Genomic DNA, 19,495 nt, shown 5'->3' with positions numbered 1-19,495 from the left:
GCCGTTCAGGCGGGCGCGGCGTGGTGGCGGGGGTCGGCGACCTCGCCCGTCGCGGCGTCGAGGACGCCCTGGCTCAACCGGGTCAGGACGGGCGGGTCGGGCAGGACGAGGTCGTCGCGCACGGCGACCAGCGCGGCCAGCACGTCGTCGGGCCGGACCAGCGGGGTCCCGTGGGCGAGGACCAGGTCGAGGCCGTCCGGGGTCGTCCGTGCGCTCACGACGGCCGCCCGGGCGTCGAAGCTGCGCAGCCCGTTCTTCGTCATCCGCTGCACCTCGACCTCGGCCCGCGCGAGGAACGTCGCCAGGGCCTCCGCGACCCGTCCCGGGTCGGCACCCGGCAGGCGTACCGACCAGTGCGAGCCGGTCAGCCGGTCGGCCAGGGCGCCGGTCGGCGCCTCCCAGACCTCCACGACGTCGAGGCCGGTGGGGAGCGCGGCGTCCAACGCCTCGCGCACGCGCTCGGGGTCGCAGGGCTCGGTCAGCCCGATCTCGCAGTACTCGGCCTCGCTCGCGGCGCCGGTCGGCGCGGCGTTCGCGTACGAGATGCGCGGGTGCGGGGAGAAGCCGGAGGAGTAGGCCATCGGGACGTCCGCGCGGCGCAGCGCCCGCTCGAAGGCGCGGCTGAAGTCCCGGGTGCTGGTGAAGCGCGCGCGGCCCCGCTTGGCGTAGCGGATGCGGAGCTTCTGGACCGGCGGCGCCTGCTGCTCGGGCTGCTGTCGGGCCATGCGGCGACCCTAACGCGGCAGCGGCGCCGGGTATCAGCGGCGCCGCTCACCGCTCTCCCCCGGCGTGCGGCGCGTCGAGACGTCGCACCCGACCGAGGGGACACACCGTGAAAGGGATGCCGCGCGACGTGCACGCCGAGCCCGTGCTCGCGACCACCAGGATCCAGGGAGACGTCCTGGTGGGCCTGCTGAAGAAGAACGAGCTGCTGCTGTTCTTCTCGATCGACTCGCCCGCCGACTTCGTGGGCTTCCTCAAGGGGCTCCCGCTGACGAGCGCGCAGACCGTGCTCGAGCAGCGGGCCGAGGTCGCGGAGCGCCGCAGCCGAGGGGTCACGGCGCTGATCCCCGCGCCCGGGCTCAACGTGGCCTTCACCGCGGCCGGGCTGGCCAAGCTCGGTGTGGCCGGGCTCGCGGGCGTCCCGGGCCTCGAGGAGTTCGTCGCCGGCATGGCCGCGCGCCAGGCCGTCCTCGACGACCCGGACCCCGCGCACTGGCGCTCGGTGGGGCCGCAGCACCCCGCCGACGGGGTGTTCGTGCTGACGGGGGCGAGCCGCGCGGAGATCGACGACACGATCGCGCTCCACCTCGCCCCGCCCGACGAGCACGGGTGGTCGGTGGTCCGCGAGGAGGTCGGCACGGTCCGGCCGGACCCGGTGCACGGGCACGAGCACTTCGGCTACGCCGACGGCGTCTCGCAGCCCGGCGTACGCGGCACGACCCCGGACGGCGACATCATCACGCCGTCGGTCGACCGCGACGACCACCCGGACCAGGGCAACCTCGGCCAGGACCTGCTGTGGCCCGGCGAGTTCGTGTTCGGCTACCCGGGTCAGGACCCGCAGCTGGGCGACCCCTCCCCCGACTTCGCCAGGCCCGGTGCGCTCGTGGCGCCGCCGGTGCCGTTCATGGCGGACGGGGCGTTCATGGTCTTCCGCCGGCTCGCGCAGAGGGTGCCCGAGTTCGACGCGTCGGTCCGCGCCCTCGCGCGGTCGACCTCCGGCGCGGACGCCGTGTCGCCCGAGCTCCTCGGGGCGCAGATGGTGGGCCGCTGGAAGAGCGGCGCGCCCGTCGAGCTCAGTCCCGTCAAGGACGACCTCTCGCTGGCGGAGGGGACGCCGCGCGAGAACGACTTCGAGTTCGGCGACGACCGCGAGGGCGTCCGCTGCCCCTGGGCCGCGCACGTGCGCAAGGCGTACCCGCGCGACGACGTCCGGCACGACACCACGCCGACCGAGCTCGAGGTGGCGCACGCCGAGGCGTTCACGCAGACGCACCGGATGATGCGGCGCGGGATCACCTTCGGCCCGGAGCTGTCGCACGCCGAGGCGCTCAGCGGGCGCACGACGCAGCAGCGCGGGCTGCTCTTCAAGTGCTACGTGACCTCGATCGCGGAGCAGTTCGAGTTCGTCCAGCAGGCGTGGGTCGACGCCCCGGACTTCGTCCAGCCCGGCTCCGGCCTGGACCCGATCATCGGACAGCCGTCGACGGGGACGCACTCCTTCCTCGGCGCCGCGCCCTTCAGCGAGGACCCGACGAACAAGCCCGCCCTGAGCGTCGCCCACTTCGTGACGATGCAGGGCGGCGACTACTTCTTCGCTCCGAGCCTCGACGCGATCCAGAGCCTCTAGGCGCGGAAGGCACGACCAGCCCGGCCCGCGCTCGGGGGATGCGCCGGCCGGGCGTCGTGACGTCCGCCCATGTGCTCTCCGTCCCCGCCCCTCTCCGGTCCCCTCCACGCGCGCGAAGCGCTGAGAGACGACAAGGGTTTTGGCATCTGGGGTGTCGTCCCTCAGCGGTTGCTGGTGGGAGACCGCTCAGCGTGTGAGGCGCGATCGGCTCTGCGTGCCGTGCCGGCGCTCGCGGCGGTCTCAGAGGCGCTCGAGCTCGGCCAGGTCCTCCTCGGCGAGGGTCAGGGCGGCGCCGGCGATGTTCTCCCGGAGGTGCGCGACCGACGAGGTCCCCGGGATCAGGAGGATGTTCGGCGAGCGCTGCAGCAGCCAGGCGAGGGCGACCGACAGCGGCTCGGCGCCCAGCCGGGCCGCGACCGTGGAGAGCGTCGCGGACTGCAGCGGGCTGAAGCCCCCGAGGGGGAAGAAGGGCACGTAGGCCACACCCTGGGCCGCCAGCGCGTCCACGAGGTCGTCGTCCTCGCGGTGGGCGAGGTTGTACAGGTTCTGCACGCAGACGACCGGCGCGATGGCCTGCGCCTCCTCGACCTGCGCGCGGGTCGCGTTGCTGATCCCGAGGTGGCGGATCAGGCCCTGCTGCTGCAGCTCGACGAGGGTCTCGAACGGCTCCGCCAACGAACCGTCGCGGGGCCCCTGCGCGTCACCCACGCGCAGGTTGACGAGGTCGAGGACGTCCAGGCCGAGGTCGTCGAGGTTCTCGTGGACCTGGCGCCGGACGTCCTCCGGCCGGCGCGCCGTGGGCCACCCACCCTGGGCGTCCCGGGTGGCGCCGACCTTGGTCGCGACGTGGAGGGAGGCGGGGTACGGGTGCAGCGCCTCACGGATGAGCTCGTTGGTGACCCGAGGGCCGTACGCCCCGCTGGTGTCGACGTGGGTGATGCCCGACTCGACCCCTGCGCGCAGCACGGCGACGGCTCCGTCGTGGTCGGCCGGCGGCCCCATCACCCCGGGTCCGGCGAGCTGCATGGCGCCGTAGCCGAAGCGCGTCACGGTGAGGTCGCCGAGGTTCCAGGTCCCGCCGGGAAGCGGTGCGCGCGTGGGGGTGGTCGCGGTGGTGGTCGTGGTGCCGGTCGTGGTCATCGTCGGTCTCCTGGTGCGAGGTGCTGCTGGTCCGCCTGCCAGCCTCGTCGCGCTACTCTCCGCAGGGAAGTAGGCACCTCAAGGTGCGTAGCGGCTGCCGAGGTCGGCGGCGACGGTGCGACAGGCAGCGAGAGGAGCAGGGCCATGGCCACGCAGACGGCGGCGCAGCAGCGCGCGCAGGCGAAGGTCGAGTACGACGCGTTCCTCGCCGGGTGCCCGAGCCGGGCGCTGCTCGACCGCATCTCGGACAAGTGGGTGGTGCTGGTCCTGTGCGCCCTGGGCGACGACACCGAGCCGAGCACCTCGGGCGGCGACGTCCCGCGGTCGATGCGCTACTCCCAGCTGGCCCGGCGGCTGGCGGGCGTGAGCCAGAAGATGCTCACGCAGACGCTGCGCTCGCTGGAGCGCGACGGTCTGCTCACCCGCACGGTGACCCCGACCGTGCCCGTCACGGTCGAGTACGCGCTGACCGACCTGGGGGCTTCGCTGCACCGGCTCACGCGCGGTCTGGGCACCTGGGCCCAGGGGAACATGGACGCGGTGCTCGCCAACCGGGAGCGGCACGACGCCGCCGCTGGCGCCGACGTCGGCGCCGGCGACCGCTAGCTCAGTAGAGCTGCTCGGCGTAGGTCGGGCCGTAGTGCGCCTCGACCTCGGCGAGGGTCTCGTCCTTGCGCTCGAAGGTGTGGGAGAAGACGGCACGCGACGGCACGGCCTCGGGCTCCCAGGTCTCGGGATGCCACAGCTGCGCGCGCAGGAACGCCTTGGAGCAGTGCGTGAACACCTCCTCGACGTCGACGACGAGACCGAGGATCGGGCGCCGGCCCTTCACCGCCAGCTCGTCGAACCACGGCGCCTCGGACACGAGCCGGGCGCGGCCGTTGACGCGGAGGGTGTCGTCGCGACCCGGGACGAGGAAGATCAGGCCGACGTGCGGGTTGGACAGCACGTTCTTGTAGCCGTCGACGCGGCGGTTGCCCGGCCGCTCCGCGATGACGATCGTCGTGTCGTCGAGCACGTGGACGAGCTGCCCCGCCGGGTCGCCCTTGGGCGACGCGTCGAGCCGGCCCTCGGCGTCGGAGGTCGCGAGGATGCAGAACGGTGACGCCTCGAGCCACTGCCGGTGCAGGTCGTGCAGCCGCGTCTGCACCTTGTGCGCGGCGACCTCGTTGGGCTCGCCGACGACGGCGACGAGCTCGTCGAGCGTCGTGACGGGGGTCTCGGTGACGGACGGGGCGACGGCGACCATGGCCGCAGCCTAGAGCGCAGGAGCCCCCGCGGACGACGGAGTTGCCGCCAGCCCCTGGCGCACCTGGGCGATCGGCAGCAGCGTGCGGCCGGTCGGCCCCATCTGGATGCTCGTGTCCATCTGCGGGCAGACGCCGCAGTCGAAGCACGGGGTCCAGCGGCAGTCCTCGACCTCACGCTCGTCGAGCGCGTCCTGCCAGTCCTCCCACAGCCAGTCCCGGTCGAGCCCGGAGTCGAGGTGGTCCCAGGGCAGCACCTCGTTGTGGTCGCGCTCGCGCGTCGTGAACCACGCGACGTCGACGCCCGTGCCGGCCAGGGCCTCCTCGGCGCACCGCATCCAGCGCTCGTACGAGAAGTGCTCGCTCCAGCCGTCGAACCGCCCGCCGTCGCGCCACACCGCCTCGATGACGCGGCCCACGCGGCGGTCGCCGCGGCTCAGAAGCCCCTCGACCATCCCCGGCTTGCCGTCGTGGTAGCGGAACCCGATGGCCTTGGCGTACTGCTTGTCCTGCTGGACGGCGCGGCGCAGCTTGAGCAGGCGGTCGTCGACCACCTCGGCCTCGCACTGCGCGGCCCACTGGAACGGGGTGTGCGGCTTGGGCACGAAGCCGCCGATGCTCACGGTGCAGCGGATGTCGCGCCGGCCGCTGACCCGGCGCCCGGTGTCGATGACCCGCTTGGTGAGGTCGGCGATGGCGAGCACGTCCTCGTCGGTCTCCGTCGGGAGCCCGCACATGAAGTAGAGCTTGACCTGGCGCCACCCGCTCGCGTACGCGGCGGAGACCGTGCGGATCAGGTCCTCGTCGGTGACCATCTTGTTGATCACCTGGCGCAGCCGCTGCGAGCCGCCCTCGGGCGCGAAGGTCAGCCCGGAGCGCCGGCCGTTGCGCGACAGCTCGTTCGCCAGGTCGATGTTGAACGCGTCGACCCGCGTGCTCGGCAGCGACAGCGAGACGTTCGTGCCGTCGTAGCGGTCGGCCAGCTGGTGGGCGACCTCGCCGATCTCGGAGTGGTCGGCGCTCGACAGGCTGAGCAGGCCGACCTCCTCGAGGCCGGTCGCCTCGATGCCGGCGGCGACCATGCTGCCGATCGTCTCGATGCTGCGCTCGCGCACCGGGCGGGTGATCATCCCGGCCTGGCAGAAGCGGCAGCCGCGCGTGCAGCCGCGGAAGATCTCCACCGAGTAGCGCTCGTGCACGGTCTCGGCCATCGGCACGAGCGGCTTCTTGGGGTAGGGCCACGCGTCGAGGTCCATCAGCGTGTGCTTGCGGACCGTGTACGGGACGCCGCTGCGGTTGGGCGCGATGCGCCGGATCCGGCCGTCGGGCAGGTGGTCGGTGTCGTAGAACTTCGGCACGTACACGCCGCCGCTCGCGGCCAGGCGCATCAGCAGCCCGTCGCGGCCGTCGGGGCGGCCCTCGGCCTTCCACTCGCGCACGACCTCGGAGATCGCCAGCGCGATCTCCTCCCCGTCGCCGAGCACGGCGGCGTCGATGAAGTCGGCGATCGGCTCGGGGTTGAAGGCGGCGTGCCCGCCGGCGAGCACGATCGGGTCGTGCTCGCGCCGGTCGACGGCGTGCAGCGGGATGCCCGCGAGGTCGAGCTCGGTGAGCATGTTGGTGTAGCCGAGCTCGGTCGCGAAGCTCAGGCCGAAGACGTCGAAGGCGCCCACCGGGCGGTGGCCGTCGAGCGTGAACTGCGGGACCCCGTGCTCGCGCATCAGGGCCTCCATGTCGCCCCAGACCGCGTACGTGCGCTCGGCGAGGATCCAGTCGCGCTCGTTGAGCACCTCGTAGAGGATGGCGATGCCCTGGTTGGGCAGGCCGATCTCGTACGCGTCGGGGTAGGACAGGCACCAGCGCACGTCGGTGGCGTCCCAGTCCTTGACGACGCTGTTGAGCTCGCCGCCGACGTACTGCACGGGCTTGCTGACGCGCGCGAGCAGCGGCTCGATCCGCTCGAAGAGCGAGTCGGGGCTGGGCGCGTGCTCGAGGACCGTCATGGTCGGACCAGCGTAACGGCCGGCTCGGCGTCGGCCGAGCCGTAGAAGCGGCCCTCCTGCACCTTGACCGCGGCCACCAGGACGAAGCTGAGGCTGACGAGCAGGGCCCACGACCCCCACTTGCCGACGTGGACGAGCTGCCACAGCCGGGCCTGGTCGGGGTAGCGCCACGCGCCCAGGAACGTCGCGCCGTTCTCGGCCAGCCAGAGGAAGAACCCGATCAGCACGAACGACAGGCTGAGCGGCATCGCGTAGCGGCGCTCGCCGACGCTGAACCAGACCCGGCTGCGCCACAGCACGACCACGAAGCCGGCGGCCACCAGGACCCGTACGTCGGGCAGGTAGTGGTGGGTGAAGAAGTTCGCGTACGCCGCCACCGCCAGCAGGACCGCCGGGACGAAGGGGAAGCGGTCGACGCGCAGGTCGAAGCGACGGAAGGCCTGGCAGATGTAGGAGCCGACGGCGGCGTACATGAAGCCGGCGTAGAGCGGGACGCCGGCGACCTTGGTCCGTGCGTCCTCCGGGTACGCCCACGAGCCGACCCGGACCTTGAACAGCTCGAGCCCGAGCCCGACCAGGTGGAACGCGAGGATCACGGCCACCTCACGCGCCGTCTCGAGCCGGAGCAGGAAGAACACGACGGTCAGCACCACCGCGTAGGCGAGCAGCGCGTCGTAGCGGGCGACGGGCAGCGGCACCGCCCGGCTCACCGCCAGACCGAGGAACAGGGCGGCCGCGAACGTGCAGCACTGCAGCTCGACCCACGCGAAGCGCACGAGCTGGGCCAGACCGTGCCCGACCCGCCGCCACGCGGCCTCGCGGGGCCGGGCGGAAGCGCCCTCGACGTGCGTCGCCACGGTGCTCGACCCGCCGCTAGCTCAGCCGGCGGTCGTCGTCGGAGGACGCCGGCTGGTCCTCGTCCTCGGGGGCGGGGCCGAGGTGGAACCCGGCCGCCTCGAGGTCGTGGGCGAGGTCGTCGCGGACCAGCAGGTCGTGGCGGACCTGGTCGGTGCGGTAGACGGTGCGCCCGACGAGGTGCGCGGAGACGGGCGCGGTGGCCAGCTGCAGCGCGGCGATGAGCACCAGGGTGCCGAACGACGCCCAGCTGCGCAGCGACACCTCGACGCCGGCGGCCAGCAGGATCAGCCCGAGGGTCTGGGGCTTGGTCGCCGCGTGCATGCGCGAGACGACGTCGGGGAAACGCAGGATCCCGAGCGCGGCGGCGAAGCAGAGGAAGCATCCCGCGAGCACCAGGGCCGCGCCGAGCAGGTCGAGCACGTCGGCCAGGGAGAGCCCGGTCACTGGGCGCCGTCCTTCGGCCGCGTGCCCGGGTCCTCCCAGCGCACCGCCTTGTCGCGCTCGGCGACGAAGCGGGCGATGCTCACCGCGCCGGCGAAGCCGAGCAGCGAGAGGACGAGCATGATCGGCAGCGTCGTCGCGTGGTCGTTGACGATCGCGTCGGCGGCCAGGGTGGCGATCACCACGGCGACGAGCACGTCGGCCGCGACCACGCGGTCGAGGCTGCTCGGGCCGCGCGCCATCCGCGCGACCGTCATCGACGCCGCCACCACGAGCAGCACGGCGCCGATCCCGACCATGACCAGCACGGCCACGTGCACGGGGCTCATCTCCGCCTCACCGGTGCGTCCACCCTCGTATCGGCGTCGAGCGCCGCGATGTCCTCCGCCGTGCCGAAGGCGCGCAGCACGCGCGCCTCGGAGTCGAGGACGTCCTGCTCGGCGCGGCGCAGCTCGTCGGGCTCGACCGCGTCGAGCGCGTGGATGTAGAGCGTGCTCTCCGCCCGCCGCACCTCGAGGACGATGCTCCCCGGCACCAGCGAGACCAGCTCCGAGGTCATGGTCAGGACCAGGTCGGACCGGCTGCGCAGCCGGACCCGGATGATCGCGCTGCGTGGCTCGCGGCGCGTGAGTGCCAGCCGGACGACCCGGACGCTCGAGACCACGAGGTCCACGCCCAGCCGGCCCACGAGCCGGGCGAGCGCGACCGGGTGGACGCGCCCGGTGCGCTCGATGGCCGGCAGCGGGAAGACCAGGAAGACCAGCAGCGCGAGCAGCACCCCGGTCAGGACGATGAACAGCGAGATGCGCTCCCACAGCAGCACCCAGGTCACGGTGAGGACGACGACCGCGGCCAGGCTGGGCCGTCGCCGGCCCGGGCTCACCGGTTGCCCCCGGGCAGGACGGCCTGCACGTACGCGGCCCCGCCGAACAGGTCGGCCGCAGCCCGCGTGCTGTAGCCGTACAGCGGTCCCGCGACGACCGTCAGGCCCACGCCGAGCAGCACCAGCACGGTGGTCGTCGCCACCATCGGCCACGGCATCCGCCGCCCGGTCGGCAGGTCCTCCGAGCCCTCCTCCTGCTGCAGGGTCGTGCCGGGCTCCTCCTCCAGGTCGCCCGACGCCGCCTCGGTCGCGCTCGCCGCGGGCGCGCGCCCGGCCGGCTGCTGCGCGACCTGCGCGACGGTCTCGACGCCGACCGTCTCCAGCTCGTCGGCCTCGGTCTGCAGCGGGCGCCAGAACGCACGGTTCCAGACCTTGGCCATGGCGTAGAGGGTGAGCAGGCTCGTCACCACGCCACCGCCGACGAGGAGGTAGGCCAGGAACCCGCCGTGCTGCACCCCGGCGTCCAGGAGCCCGACCTTGCCGATGAAGCCCGAGAACGGCGGGATGCCGGCCAGGTTCATGGCCGGGACGAAGAACAGGACCCCGAGCACCGGCGACAGCGCGGCCAGCCCGCCGAGCCGCGTCAGCGACGTGCTCCCGGCGCGGACCTCGACCAGGCCCAGCACCAGGAACAGCGTGGTCTGGATGGTGATGTGGTGCGCGGTGTAGAAGATCGCGCCCGCGTAGCCGGCGGTGCTGGCCAGGGCGACGCCGAACACCATGTAGCCGATGTGGCTGACCAGCGTGAAGGACAGCAGCCGCTTGACCTCGGTCTGCGCGATCGCGCCGAGGATGCCCACGACCATCGTCACCAGGGCGGCCCACATGAGCAGCCGGGAGAGGTGGCTGTCGGGGAACAGCAGCGACTGGGTGCGGATGATCGCGTACACGCCGACCTTGGTCAGCAGCCCCGCGAACACCGCCGTCACGGGCGCCGGCGCGGTCGGGTACGAGTCCGGCAGCCACGCCGACATCGGGAACACCGCGGCCTTGATCGAGAACACGGTGAGCAGCAGCAGCTGGAGCACCAGCGCGACGTCGTGCGGCAGCTCGGCGAAGCGGAGCGAGAGCTGGGCCAGGTTCACCGTGCCGGTGGCGGCGTACACGGCGGCGATCGCGACGAGGAACAGCGTCGAGGACAGCAGGCTGACGAGCACGTACGTGCTGCCGGCCCGCACCCGCTCCCCCGTCCCGCCCAGGGTGAGCAGCACGTACGAGGCGAACAGCAGCATCTCGAAGCCGACGAACAGGTTGAACAGGTCGCCGGCCAGGAAGGCGTTGGAGACGCCCGCGGAGAGCACCAGGAACGTCGGGTAGAAGATCGAGATCGGGGTCTCGCGGCGCCGTTCGGCCTCGGGTGCGCCCATCGAGAACAGCAGGACCGACAGCGTCACCACCGACGACACGAGCAGCATGAGCGCGCTCAACCGGTCGGCGACGAGGGCGATGCCGAGCGGCTGCGGCCAGCTCCCGACCCACAGCACGACCGGGCCGCGGGCGTCGGTCAGCCAGACCAGGAGGGCGGCGACCGTCGTGACGCCGACCAGCGCGGTCGAGGCCACGACCCGCTGGGCCCGGGGCCGGCGGTTCAGCGCGAGCGCCAGCCCGGCGCCGAGCAGCGGCAGCAGGACGGGCAGGGGCAGGAGGTTGTTCACGCGCCCTCCTCCTCGGTCGTGGTGCCGGCACCCACCAGCGGGCTGGGAGGCGGCTCGCCCGGTGCCCGCGCCGCGACCTGGGCCTTCGGCACCTCGCCCGGCGTCTCGGGGGCCGGCTCGGTGGTCCCCCCGGTGCGCCCCTCGAAGCCGACCGGGTCGGCGTCGGAGCTCTCCGGGTCGGCCGTCACGCGCTCGCCCTCCTCCTCGCCGGTGGCCTGGCCCTCCTCGTCGGGGTGGCCCTCGTCGTCGGGGTCGTAGCTGCCGGAGGTCGCGTCGTCGAGGGCGAGCCGGCGGATGGCGGAGTCCTCCACGTCGTCGGACACCTCGTCGTTGCCGGCGATCTGGAAGCTGCGGTACGCGAGCGTCAGCAGGAAGGCCGTGACGGCCAGCGTGATGACGATCGCGGTCAGGACGAACGCCTGCGGGAGCGGGTCGCTCATGTCCTGCGGCTCGGTGACGCCGGTGATCGGGGCCCCGCCGGCCGCCCCGCTCGCGACCAGGAACAGCACGTTCACGCCGTTCGACGCGAGCAGGACCCCGACCAGGATGCGGGTCAGCGACCGTTCGAGGACCAGGTAGACGCCCGCCGCGACGAGGACGCCGGCCAGGACGGCGAGGGTGAGGTTGGGGGTCACGGACCGGCCACCCCCGCCGGCTCGCGCTCGGGCATCGGTGCCCGCCGCGACGGTCGGGCGCTCGTCTCGTGCGCGTGCGGCGCCGGGGCCCGGTCCTCGGCCTCGTGGGTGTCGATGCCGGCGCCGAGGCTGCGGGCGAGGTCGAGCATGACGCCGACGACGACGAGGTAGACGCCGACGTCGAAGAACACCGACGTCACGAGGTGCGGCGACCCCATCAGGGCCAGCTCCCCGAACGGGGTCCGCACGGCCTCGAGGGCGCCGAAGTCGAACGAGAGGTCGTAGCTCTGCCCGATCCGCCCGCCGAAGGCCGCGGGCCCGAGCAGGCCGAGCGCCGCCAGCGCGAGGCCCGCGCCGAGCACCTTGCCCGCGTCGACCGGGGCGGCCTCGTCGAGCTCGCGGCTGCCGGCCGCGAGGTAGCGGATCATCAGCGCCATGCCGGCGACCAGGCCGCCGGCGAAGCCGCCACCCGGGGCGTTGTGGCCGGCGATGAGCAGGTAGACGGACACCACGATCATGACCGGGAACAGCACCCGCGTGACGACCTCGAAGACGATCGAGCGCCGGGTCGGCGACAGCGTCTCGCCACCGCGCAGCCAGACCGTGCGCCCCACCGCACCGCCGCCGGTCGGGGCGTCGGGCCGCACGGGACGGGCCGAGTAGCGGCTGCGCAGGAAGATCAGGCTGGCGACGCCGGTCGCGGCCACGACGAGCACGGAGATCTCGCCCATGGTGTCCCAGGAGCGGATGTCGACGAGGGTCACGTTGACGACGTTCTTGCCGTAGCCGAACGTGTACGCGACCTCGGGGTAGGCCACGGAGACGGGCTCCGCGACCCGCGACCCGGCGGCCACCAGGGCGATGCCGACGACGACGAGCCCCACGAGCACGGCGACGACCAGCCGCCACCAGCGGCTCGAGGACAGCGGGCGGGTCGTGAAGTACTTCGGGAGCTTGCGCAGCACGAGCGAGAAGACGACGAGGGTCACCGTCTCGACGAGCACCTGGGTGAGGGCGAGGTCGGGGGCGCCGTGCAGCAGGAACAGCACCGCCACGCCGTAGCCGGTGACCCCCGCGAGCATGACCGCGCGCAGCCGGCCCCGGGAGCTGGCGGCCACGACCGCCGCGACGCCCATCACCACGCCCGCCAGCAGCTGGGCGGGGGTGTCGAAGAGCCGCACCGAAGGCCACTCCCCCACGAGCAGCAGCGCGCCACCGGGCAGCGCGACGAGCACGAGCAGGATCGAGGCGAGGTAGACCGGCACCGAGCCGCGCTGGGTGATCGCCGTGGTCTCGACCGACAGCCGGTCGAGGCCGCGCATGATCCGCTGGTAGGCGGTCTCGGCCTCGTACGGCGCCGGGAAGGTCGACTGGGCCCGGGCGATGAAGGCCCGCTGCCAGAAGAGCACGACACCGCCGCCCACCGCGAGCGCCGACATCAGCAGCGGCACGCTGACGCCGTGCCACAGCGCGATGCCGTGGCTCTCCTCGCCCACCGCGAAGGCGTCGACGTAGCCGCCGAACGCCTCCGTGAGCGGGTGGCCGACGAAGCCGCCGGCCAGGCTGAGCAGGCCGAGCAGCACGGGCGCCGCCGCGAACCCGGCGGGCACCGGGTGGCAGGCGGTCGCCGGGCGGTCCTGGCCGCGGGCGTCGACGAAGTAGGCGCCGCGCTTGCTGACGAAGGCGCCCCACCAGAAGCGCAGCGTGTACGCCACGGTCAGGGCGGAGCCGGCGACGAGCGTGGCGGCGAGCAGCACCGCGGGCAGCGGGGGCACGGCCGTGCCGTCGCCGCCCACGAGGTAGGTCAGGCTCTCGAAGCCGGCCTCCTTGGCCGTGAACCCCAGCGTCGGCGGCAGCGCGGCCATGGAGGCACCGGCCAGGAGCGCGGCTCCGGCCACGACCGGCATCCGCCGGCCGACGCCGTCCAGCCGCCGCAGGTCGCGGGTGCCGGCGCTGTGGTCGACGATGCCGACCACGAGGAAGAGCGTCGACTTGAACAGCGCGTGCGCGACCAGCAGGGCGAGCCCGCCGAGGGCCGCCGAGCGCGTGCCGATGCCGCAGAGCACCATGAGGAAGCCGAGCTGGCTGACGGTGCCGTACGCGAGCAGGACCTTGATGTCGTACTGCCGCAGCGAGCGCCAGCCGCCCAGGATCATCGTCGCGGCGCCGAGCGTCAGCAGGACCGGCCGCCAGCCCGGCGTGCCCGCGAACACGGGGGCGAGGACGGCCACCAGGTAGACCCCGGCCTTCACCATCGCGGCGGCGTGCAGGTAGGCGCTGACGGGCGTCGGCGCGGCCATCGCCCCGGGCAGCCAGAAGTGGAACGGGACGAGCGCCGACTTGGTCATCGCCCCGACCAGCAGCAGCATCACCGCGGTCACGACGTACGCCGAGCCGACGCCGCTCCCGCGGGCCGCCTCGAGGACGCCGGAGAGGGAGAACGTGTCGTAGCGGACGCCCAGCAGCACGATGCCGGTCAGCATCGCCAGGCCGCCGAACGTCGTCACGACCAGGGCGGTCAGCGCCGCCCGGCGGTTCGCGGCGAAGCGCGGGTTGTGCCCGACCAGCAGGTAGGAGAAGACGGTGGTGAGCTCCCAGAAGACGTAGAGCCCGACGAGGTCGTCGGAGGTGACCAGGCCGGTCATCGCGCCGGCGAAGGCCAGCAGCACCGCACCGGTGCGCAGCGGCGGCTCGTCGTGGGAGAAGTAGAAGCGGCAGTAGAAGAGCACCAGCGCGCCGATGCCGCTGACGACGAGCGTCAGCACCCACTGCAGCAGCCCGATGCGGAAGGAGACGTCGATGCCGAGCGCCGGGATCCAGGCGGATCGTTCGGTGACGACGCCGCCGGCGAGCACGGTCGGACCCTGCAGCGCGGTCCAGACGGCGGTCGCCGCGGGGACCAGCGCGAGCACGTAGAAGGCCCGGCACCGGAGCGCGCGCAGCAGCCACGGCGCCACGAGGGCGACGCCGAGGTGGATGGCGAGCAGCAGGGTCACGGGGTCCTCGTCGGTGGGCGGCGGGGGTCTCGACCCTAGCCGGGGACGGCGAACCGACCCCGGTCGTCGCGGGGGCTCAGCCCAGCTCGGGGAACCAGAACGCGATCTCGCGGGCGGCGGATTCCTGCGAGTCGGAGCCGTGCACGAGGTTCTCGCGGTTGGACAGCGAGAAGTCCCCGCGGATCGTGCCGGGCGCGGCCTTGCGGCCGTCGGTGGCGCCGTTGAGCGCACGGACGACCTCGATCGCCTCGTCGCCCTCGACCACGAGCGCGACCGACGGGCCGGAGGTGATGAACGCCCGCAGCGGCGGGTAGAACGGCCGCTCGACGTGCTCGGCGTAGTGCTGGTCGGACTCCTCGCCGGTCACCTGGCGCAGCTGCAGCGTCACGATCCGCAGGCCCTTGCTCTCGAAGCGCGACAGCACCGCACCCACGAGCCCGCGACGCACCGCGTCGGGCTTGATCAGGACGAAGGAGCGCTGCGTCGGGACCTCGGGCGGCGTGGTGGTCATGGCGCGCACCCTATCGGGACCTGGCCCCTCAGGCCGCCGTGCTCACGCGCCCCAGCGCTGCCGCAGCCAGGCCAGCACCGCCCCGCCCTGGGCGCGCTGGAACGCCCGGACGGTCGGCAGGCCTGGCGGGTCCGGCCGCCGGGCGACGTCCACGAAGTAGCCCGCGAGCCCGGCCAGGACGGCGTCGACGTCCTCGGCGGGCACGTCCGGGAGCCAGTCGGCGACCAGCGCCTCGACGGGGGCCTCGGCGTCGTAGCAGGCCACGTTCACCAGCACGCAGACCAGGTCGAACCAGCCCGCGCCCCGCGACGCCCACGGCCAGTCGACCACCGCGACCGTCCCGTCCGGCCGGACCAGGAGGTTGTCGGCCCGGGCGTCGCCGTGCACGAGCTGGTCACCGACGACGACGCCGGCGGCGCGCGCGGCCGTCGCGGCGAGCCGGTGCAGGTGCGCGGCGGCCCAGGGGTCGAGGTCCGCGTCGGGCTCGGCGAGCAGCCTCCGCCAGCCGGCGAAGTCCTCGGCGAGCTGCTCCCCGGTGCCGGGCAGCGCCGCGAGGGCGCCGGTCAGCGGGACCGTCGCCACCTCCTCGTACGCGCGCCGCACGGCCTCGAGCTCGTCGGTGCGCCACGGCAGCGCAGGGTGGCGGCCGTCGACGTCGGCCAGCACCAGGGCGACCCACGTCCCGTCGTCGTGGACGCCGAGCAGGGTGGGGACGGGCGCCGTGCGAGGCAGGGCGACCGTGACGGCGGCCTCCTGCCGGTGGAGGCCGGGCGAGCGCGGGTTCGCAGTCGCGCTGACCGCCTTGACGAAGGCCCGGCCCCCGTCGGCCGTGCGGACCCGGTCCGCGCTGCCCGGCGAGAACCCGCCCGGCTGCGTGACGGCCTCGACGACCGGCGAGCCGAGGACCGCCTCGACCCCGGCCCGCACCGACGCGGGCAGGTCGGACCACGCGACCCGTACGCCGGCTGCCTCGGCCACCTCGACCACGTCCGCCATCCTGCGACGGTGCCCGGGGGCGGGGCACCCGGTTTACGTCTGCCCGCCCCCGACGAGGGAGCCGGTCGTCCACGCGCCCTGCCCGAGCAGCACGAGCTCGCGCTGGTGGGAGGCGCCGAGGCTGCTGCGGTGGCCGACGCTGACGACCGAGGTGTGCGGCAGCCGCTCCCGGACGAGGCGGTAGAGCGCGTGCTCCATGCCCTCGTCCAGCGCCGACGTGCTCTCGTCGAAGAACACCAGGCTCGGCTGGAGGAGCAGCACCCGGCCGAAGGCCAGCCGCTGTCGCTCACCCGGCGAGAGCGTGGTCATCCAGTCCTTCGTCTCGTCCAGCTGGTGTCCGAGGTGCCCGAGCTGCACGTCCTCGAGCACCTGGCGCACGGCGGCGTCGGGGAACACCTCGTCCGGAGCCGGGTAGGTGATGGCCGAGCGGAGCGTGCCGAGCGGCAGGTACGGCTGCTGCGCGCAGAAGATCACCTGGCCCTGGGGGCGTGACACCACGCCGCGGACGTACGGCCACAGCCCGGCCAGGCTCCGCAGCAGCGTCGTCTTGCCGCTGCCCGAACGGCCGCGGACCAGCAGCCACTCCCCCGGCTCGACGGTCAGGTCCAGGCGGTTGACCAGCGGCTCGCCCGTCGGCCGGAACACGTCCAGCCCCTCGACCTCGAGCCCGGCCGTCGGCCGCGAGCGCAGCGGCACGGGCAGCATCCGGGCCTGCGCGTCGGCGTCCAGCAGGCCCGTGAGCCGGTCGAGCGTCGCGCGGTACGCGGCGAACGTGTCGTACGCGCTGCGGAAGAACGACAGCGACCCGGCCACCTGGCTGAACGCGTCGGCCGACTGCGTGAACTGGCCGAGCGTGATCTGGCGGGTGAAGAAGCGCGGCGCCTGGATCATGTACGGCAGGATCACCGCGATCTGGCTGATGACCAGGTTGGTGCCGTTGAACTTGAGGTTCCGGAAGACGATCGCCCAGACGTTGGCGATCACCGCGGAGAAGCGGTTCATCAGGCCGCGCTCCTCGATGCCCTCGCCTCCGTAGAGGGCGATGGCCTCGGAGTTCTCGCGCACGCGGATCAGCGAGTAGCGGTAGGAGGCGTTCAGGCGCTCGGCCAGGAAGCTCAGCCGGATGAGCGGCCGTCCGATCCGGATGACGATCACCGTCGAGACCAGGATGAAGACGTAGGCGACGACGATGAGCGCCTTCGGGAAGGTGATGCCGAAGAGGGTGAGCGGGCCCGAGAGGTTCCACAGGATGATCGAGAACGAGACGAGCCCGAGCATCGACGAGATCAGCCCGAAGACCAGCGTCTGCGAGGTGTCGGTGAAGGAGTCGACGTCGGCCTGGATGCGCTGCTCGGGGTTGTCGATCGGGTCGTCGATGAAGCGCGCCCGGTGGTACGCCGTCCCGCTCAGCCAGTCGGTCAGCACCTGGGCGTTGGTCCACTGCCGCCAGCGGATGACCTGCAGCTGCCCGACCAGGTAGGCGACGAGGGTCAGCACGACCGAGACGCTGGCCACGACGCAGAAGAAGACGATCGCGCGCCAGAAGGCTCCGCTGTCGAGCTCCTGGAGCGAGGTGAAGAGCCGGTTGTTGTTGTTGGAGATGATCACGTCGACGCGCACGCCGATCACGGTGAGCGCCAGCACGAGCAGGGCGACCAGCAACGGCTTCCAGCTGGCACGGTCGCCGCGGCGGGGCTTGAAGAACGGGCCGGCCAGCCGCCAGAACTGCCGCCCGAACTTCGTCCGGCGGCACAGCAGCAGGCCCAGCAGGAAGGCGCCGACGGCGCACAGGACGAACGCACCCACGACCCAGAGCAGCCCCGAGGTCAGCTCTTCCACCACGGCAGCACCGTAGTGGCCGCGTGGCCCCGGCGCACGCAGCGCGCGGTTACGGCTCCGCTACGAGGCGGCCGGGTCCGCGCGGGCGTCCAGCCGCTTGCCGAGGACGAAGGAGACGACCCACAGGGCCGCGAACATCGCCCCCACGACGAACATCGACGGGGTCAGGAGCCCGAGCAGGACGCCGGCGAGCTGCGCCAGCCAGCCGAGGGGGTAGCCCGCGGGCTTGCGGAGCAGCCCGGACGCGGCGAGGGCGAGGACCGCAGCCCCGGAACCGAGCAGCGCCGCGGGCAGCGGGTCGACGTGCGAGACCAGGATCATCACCGGGATTGCGAGCGCGAAGACCACGACCTCGAACAGCAGCACCGAGAGCAGCACCACGCGCATCGGGTTGCGCGGGGTGAGGGCGAGCGGGCTCACGTCCACGCCTCCCGCTCCTCGTCGGTCGGCTCGTCGCCCCCGAGGTCGGCCTCCAGGGGGTCCCAGTCGTCGTCGGGGTCGTCCTCCTCGCCCGGGTCGGGCGTGCCGGCGCTCCCCTTGGCATCACTCTTCTGGGCGACCAGCAGGCTGCGCGCCTCGCCGACCAGGACCACGGAACCGCTGACGAGCACGCCGGGCGAGCCGACGCCCTGGTCCTCGGCGAGGCCGACGGCCACGTCGAGCGCGTCGTCGAGACGCGGCGCCACGGTGACCCGCTCGGCCCCGAACACCTCGGCGGCCAGCTCGCCCAGCTCCTCGGCCGGCAGGCCGCGGCTGGAGGAGGCGACCTGGGTGACGACGACCGAGGTCAGCGCCGGCTCGAGCGCCTCGAGCACCCCGCGCACGTCCTTGTCGCCCATCACCCCGACCACGCCGACGAGCGGGTTGAGGTCGAAGGCCTCGCCGATCGCCGCGACGGCCGCGCTCGCGCCGTGCGGGTTGTGCGCCGCGTCGAGGAGCACGGTCGGCGAGCGCCGGACGACCTCGAGCCGCCCGGGGACGGTGACCTGCGCGAAGCCCTCGCGGACGACGTCGGGGTTGAGCGCCTTGAGCCCGAGGAACGCCTCGACCGCGGCGAGGGCGATGCCGGCGTTCGACGCCTGGTGCGCCCCGTGCAGCGGGACGAAGACGTCCTCGACCGGACCCTCGGCGCCGTTGAGGCGGACGAGCTGGCCGTCGACGGCGAGCTGGCGCCCCAGGACGCCGAAGTCGATCCCCTCGCGCTGAGGCAGCGCCCCCACCTCGGCGCACCGCTCGAGCAGCACCTGGGCGGCCTCGAGCGGCTGGCCCGCCAGGATCGCGTGGGCGCCGGGCTTGATGATCCCGGCCTTCTCGCGCGCGATCTCGGCGACCGTCGAGCCGAGCAGGTGGGTGTGGTCGAGGTCGATCGGGGTGATCACGGCGACGCCGGCGTCGGCGACGTTGGTCGCATCCCAGGTGCCGCCGAGGCCCACCTCGACGACGGCCACGTCGACCGGGGCGTCGGCGAACGCCGCGAAGGCCATGGCCGTGACGATCTCGAAGAAGGTGCAGGAGACGCCGTCGATCCGGCGCTCGTCGACGATCGCGACGTACGGCTCGAGCTCGCCCCACACCTCGTCGAAGCGGTCGTCGGCGATCGGCTCGCCGTCGATCGCGATGCGCTCGGTCAGCGAGGTCAGGTGCGGGCTCGTGAAGCGACCGGTCCGCAGCCCGGCGGCGCGCAGCAGCGACTCGATCATCGCGGCGGTGCTGCCCTTGCCGTTGGTGCCCGTGACGTGGATGACGGGATAGCTGTGCTGCGGGTCGCCGAGCAGCTCGGTCAGCGCGGCGATGCGGCCGAGCGACGGGGCCACCCGGTGCTCCGGCCAGCGGCTCGTGAGGTCGCGGACGACGTCGGCGTGGGTGCGCGCGTCGTCGGTCCCGGCAGTGGCGGTGGCGGTGTCAGGCATGGCTCGTGAAGTCTAGTTCTGCCGCCCC

Annotated in this window: 18 protein-coding genes; 2 read left to right on the top strand and 16 right to left on the bottom strand. The window is 73.4% G+C overall.

The window, feature by feature from the left end:
* Positions 1 to 5: 5 nt before the first annotated feature.
* A complete protein-coding gene (locus BMY04_RS06255) occupies positions 6 to 725 on the bottom strand; it encodes a TIGR03936 family radical SAM-associated protein (protein WP_091178262.1) in 720 nt (239 codons plus the stop codon).
* Between the two features lie 116 nt (positions 726 to 841).
* On the opposite strand from BMY04_RS06255, the gene BMY04_RS06250 reads away from it, so the two are divergent.
* On the top strand, positions 842 to 2,353 hold the full coding sequence (locus BMY04_RS06250) for a Dyp-type peroxidase (RefSeq protein ID WP_091178261.1): 1,512 nt from the start codon (positions 842 to 844) through the stop codon (positions 2,351 to 2,353).
* A gap of 240 nt (positions 2,354 to 2,593) precedes the next feature.
* On the opposite strand, the gene BMY04_RS06245 is transcribed toward BMY04_RS06250, so the two are convergent.
* Positions 2,594 to 3,493, bottom strand: coding sequence for an oxidoreductase (locus BMY04_RS06245; RefSeq protein WP_091178260.1), 900 nt, complete (start codon positions 3,491 to 3,493; stop codon positions 2,594 to 2,596).
* Between the two features lie 144 nt (positions 3,494 to 3,637).
* On the opposite strand from BMY04_RS06245, the gene BMY04_RS06240 reads away from it, so the two are divergent.
* On the top strand, positions 3,638 to 4,099 hold the full coding sequence (locus BMY04_RS06240; RefSeq protein ID WP_091178259.1) for a winged helix-turn-helix transcriptional regulator: 462 nt from the start codon (positions 3,638 to 3,640) through the stop codon (positions 4,097 to 4,099).
* A 1-nt stretch (position 4,100) separates the two neighbouring features.
* Here BMY04_RS06240 and BMY04_RS06235 read toward each other — a convergent pair whose 3' ends face one another.
* From BMY04_RS06235 to BMY04_RS06170, 14 genes are all read right to left on the bottom strand, one after another.
* A complete protein-coding gene (locus tag BMY04_RS06235) occupies positions 4,101 to 4,742 on the bottom strand; it encodes a pyridoxamine 5'-phosphate oxidase family protein (protein WP_091178258.1) in 642 nt (213 codons plus the stop codon).
* A gap of 9 nt (positions 4,743 to 4,751) precedes the next feature.
* Positions 4,752 to 6,743, bottom strand: a complete 1,992-nt coding sequence (locus tag BMY04_RS06230) for a TIGR03960 family B12-binding radical SAM protein (RefSeq protein ID WP_091178257.1) — start codon at positions 6,741 to 6,743, stop codon at positions 4,752 to 4,754.
* Positions 6,740 to 7,600: a DUF817 domain-containing protein gene (locus BMY04_RS06225; RefSeq protein WP_232506137.1), complete on the bottom strand. Its 861-nt coding sequence runs from the start codon at positions 7,598 to 7,600 to the stop codon at positions 6,740 to 6,742. The genes BMY04_RS06230 and BMY04_RS06225 overlap by 4 nt, the downstream gene beginning before the upstream one ends.
* Before the next feature lie 16 nt (positions 7,601 to 7,616).
* A complete protein-coding gene (gene mnhG, locus BMY04_RS06220; RefSeq protein WP_232506136.1) occupies positions 7,617 to 8,045 on the bottom strand; it encodes a monovalent cation/H(+) antiporter subunit G in 429 nt (142 codons plus the stop codon).
* On the bottom strand, positions 8,042 to 8,371 hold the full coding sequence (locus BMY04_RS06215) for an MrpF/PhaF family protein (protein ID WP_170854020.1): 330 nt from the start codon (positions 8,369 to 8,371) through the stop codon (positions 8,042 to 8,044). The genes mnhG and BMY04_RS06215 overlap by 4 nt, the downstream gene beginning before the upstream one ends.
* Positions 8,368 to 8,925: a Na+/H+ antiporter subunit E gene (locus BMY04_RS06210; RefSeq protein ID WP_091178256.1), complete on the bottom strand. Its 558-nt coding sequence runs from the start codon at positions 8,923 to 8,925 to the stop codon at positions 8,368 to 8,370. The genes BMY04_RS06215 and BMY04_RS06210 overlap by 4 nt, the downstream gene beginning before the upstream one ends.
* Entirely contained in the window at positions 8,922 to 10,580 is a 1,659-nt protein-coding gene (locus tag BMY04_RS06205) for a Na+/H+ antiporter subunit D (protein WP_091178255.1), read from the bottom strand. Before BMY04_RS06205 ends, BMY04_RS06210 begins: the two co-directional genes overlap by 4 nt.
* Positions 10,577 to 11,215: a Na(+)/H(+) antiporter subunit C gene (locus BMY04_RS06200; RefSeq protein ID WP_091178254.1), complete on the bottom strand. Its 639-nt coding sequence runs from the start codon at positions 11,213 to 11,215 to the stop codon at positions 10,577 to 10,579. Before BMY04_RS06200 ends, BMY04_RS06205 begins: the two co-directional genes overlap by 4 nt.
* On the bottom strand, positions 11,212 to 14,211 hold the full coding sequence (locus BMY04_RS06195) for a Na+/H+ antiporter subunit A (protein WP_091178253.1): 3,000 nt from the start codon (positions 14,209 to 14,211) through the stop codon (positions 11,212 to 11,214). The genes BMY04_RS06200 and BMY04_RS06195 overlap by 4 nt, the downstream gene beginning before the upstream one ends.
* A gap of 76 nt (positions 14,212 to 14,287) precedes the next feature.
* Positions 14,288 to 14,722, bottom strand: a complete 435-nt coding sequence (gene ndk / locus BMY04_RS06190; RefSeq protein WP_091178252.1) for a nucleoside-diphosphate kinase — start codon at positions 14,720 to 14,722, stop codon at positions 14,288 to 14,290.
* Positions 14,723 to 14,764: 42 nt separating this feature from the next.
* Positions 14,765 to 15,718 (bottom strand): phosphotransferase, encoded by a 954-nt coding sequence (locus tag BMY04_RS06185; protein WP_091178251.1) that lies wholly within the window; start codon positions 15,716 to 15,718, stop codon positions 14,765 to 14,767.
* A 33-nt stretch (positions 15,719 to 15,751) separates the two neighbouring features.
* Positions 15,752 to 17,560: an ABC transporter ATP-binding protein/permease gene (locus BMY04_RS06180; protein ID WP_091178250.1), complete on the bottom strand. Its 1,809-nt coding sequence runs from the start codon at positions 17,558 to 17,560 to the stop codon at positions 15,752 to 15,754.
* Between the two features lie 57 nt (positions 17,561 to 17,617).
* A complete protein-coding gene (locus BMY04_RS06175; protein WP_232506135.1) occupies positions 17,618 to 17,983 on the bottom strand; it encodes a DUF4233 domain-containing protein in 366 nt (121 codons plus the stop codon).
* Entirely contained in the window at positions 17,974 to 19,467 is a 1,494-nt protein-coding gene (locus BMY04_RS06170) for a bifunctional folylpolyglutamate synthase/dihydrofolate synthase (protein WP_091178249.1), read from the bottom strand. Before BMY04_RS06170 ends, BMY04_RS06175 begins: the two co-directional genes overlap by 10 nt.
* Positions 19,468 to 19,495 lie beyond the last annotated feature (28 nt).

The organism is Microlunatus flavus (assembly GCF_900110855.1).
GTDB classification, from domain to species: domain Bacteria; phylum Actinomycetota; class Actinomycetes; order Propionibacteriales; family Propionibacteriaceae; genus Microlunatus; species Microlunatus flavus.
Note: the sequence above shows the minus strand (reverse complement) of the source record. Positions and strands in the feature narration are given on the sequence as shown.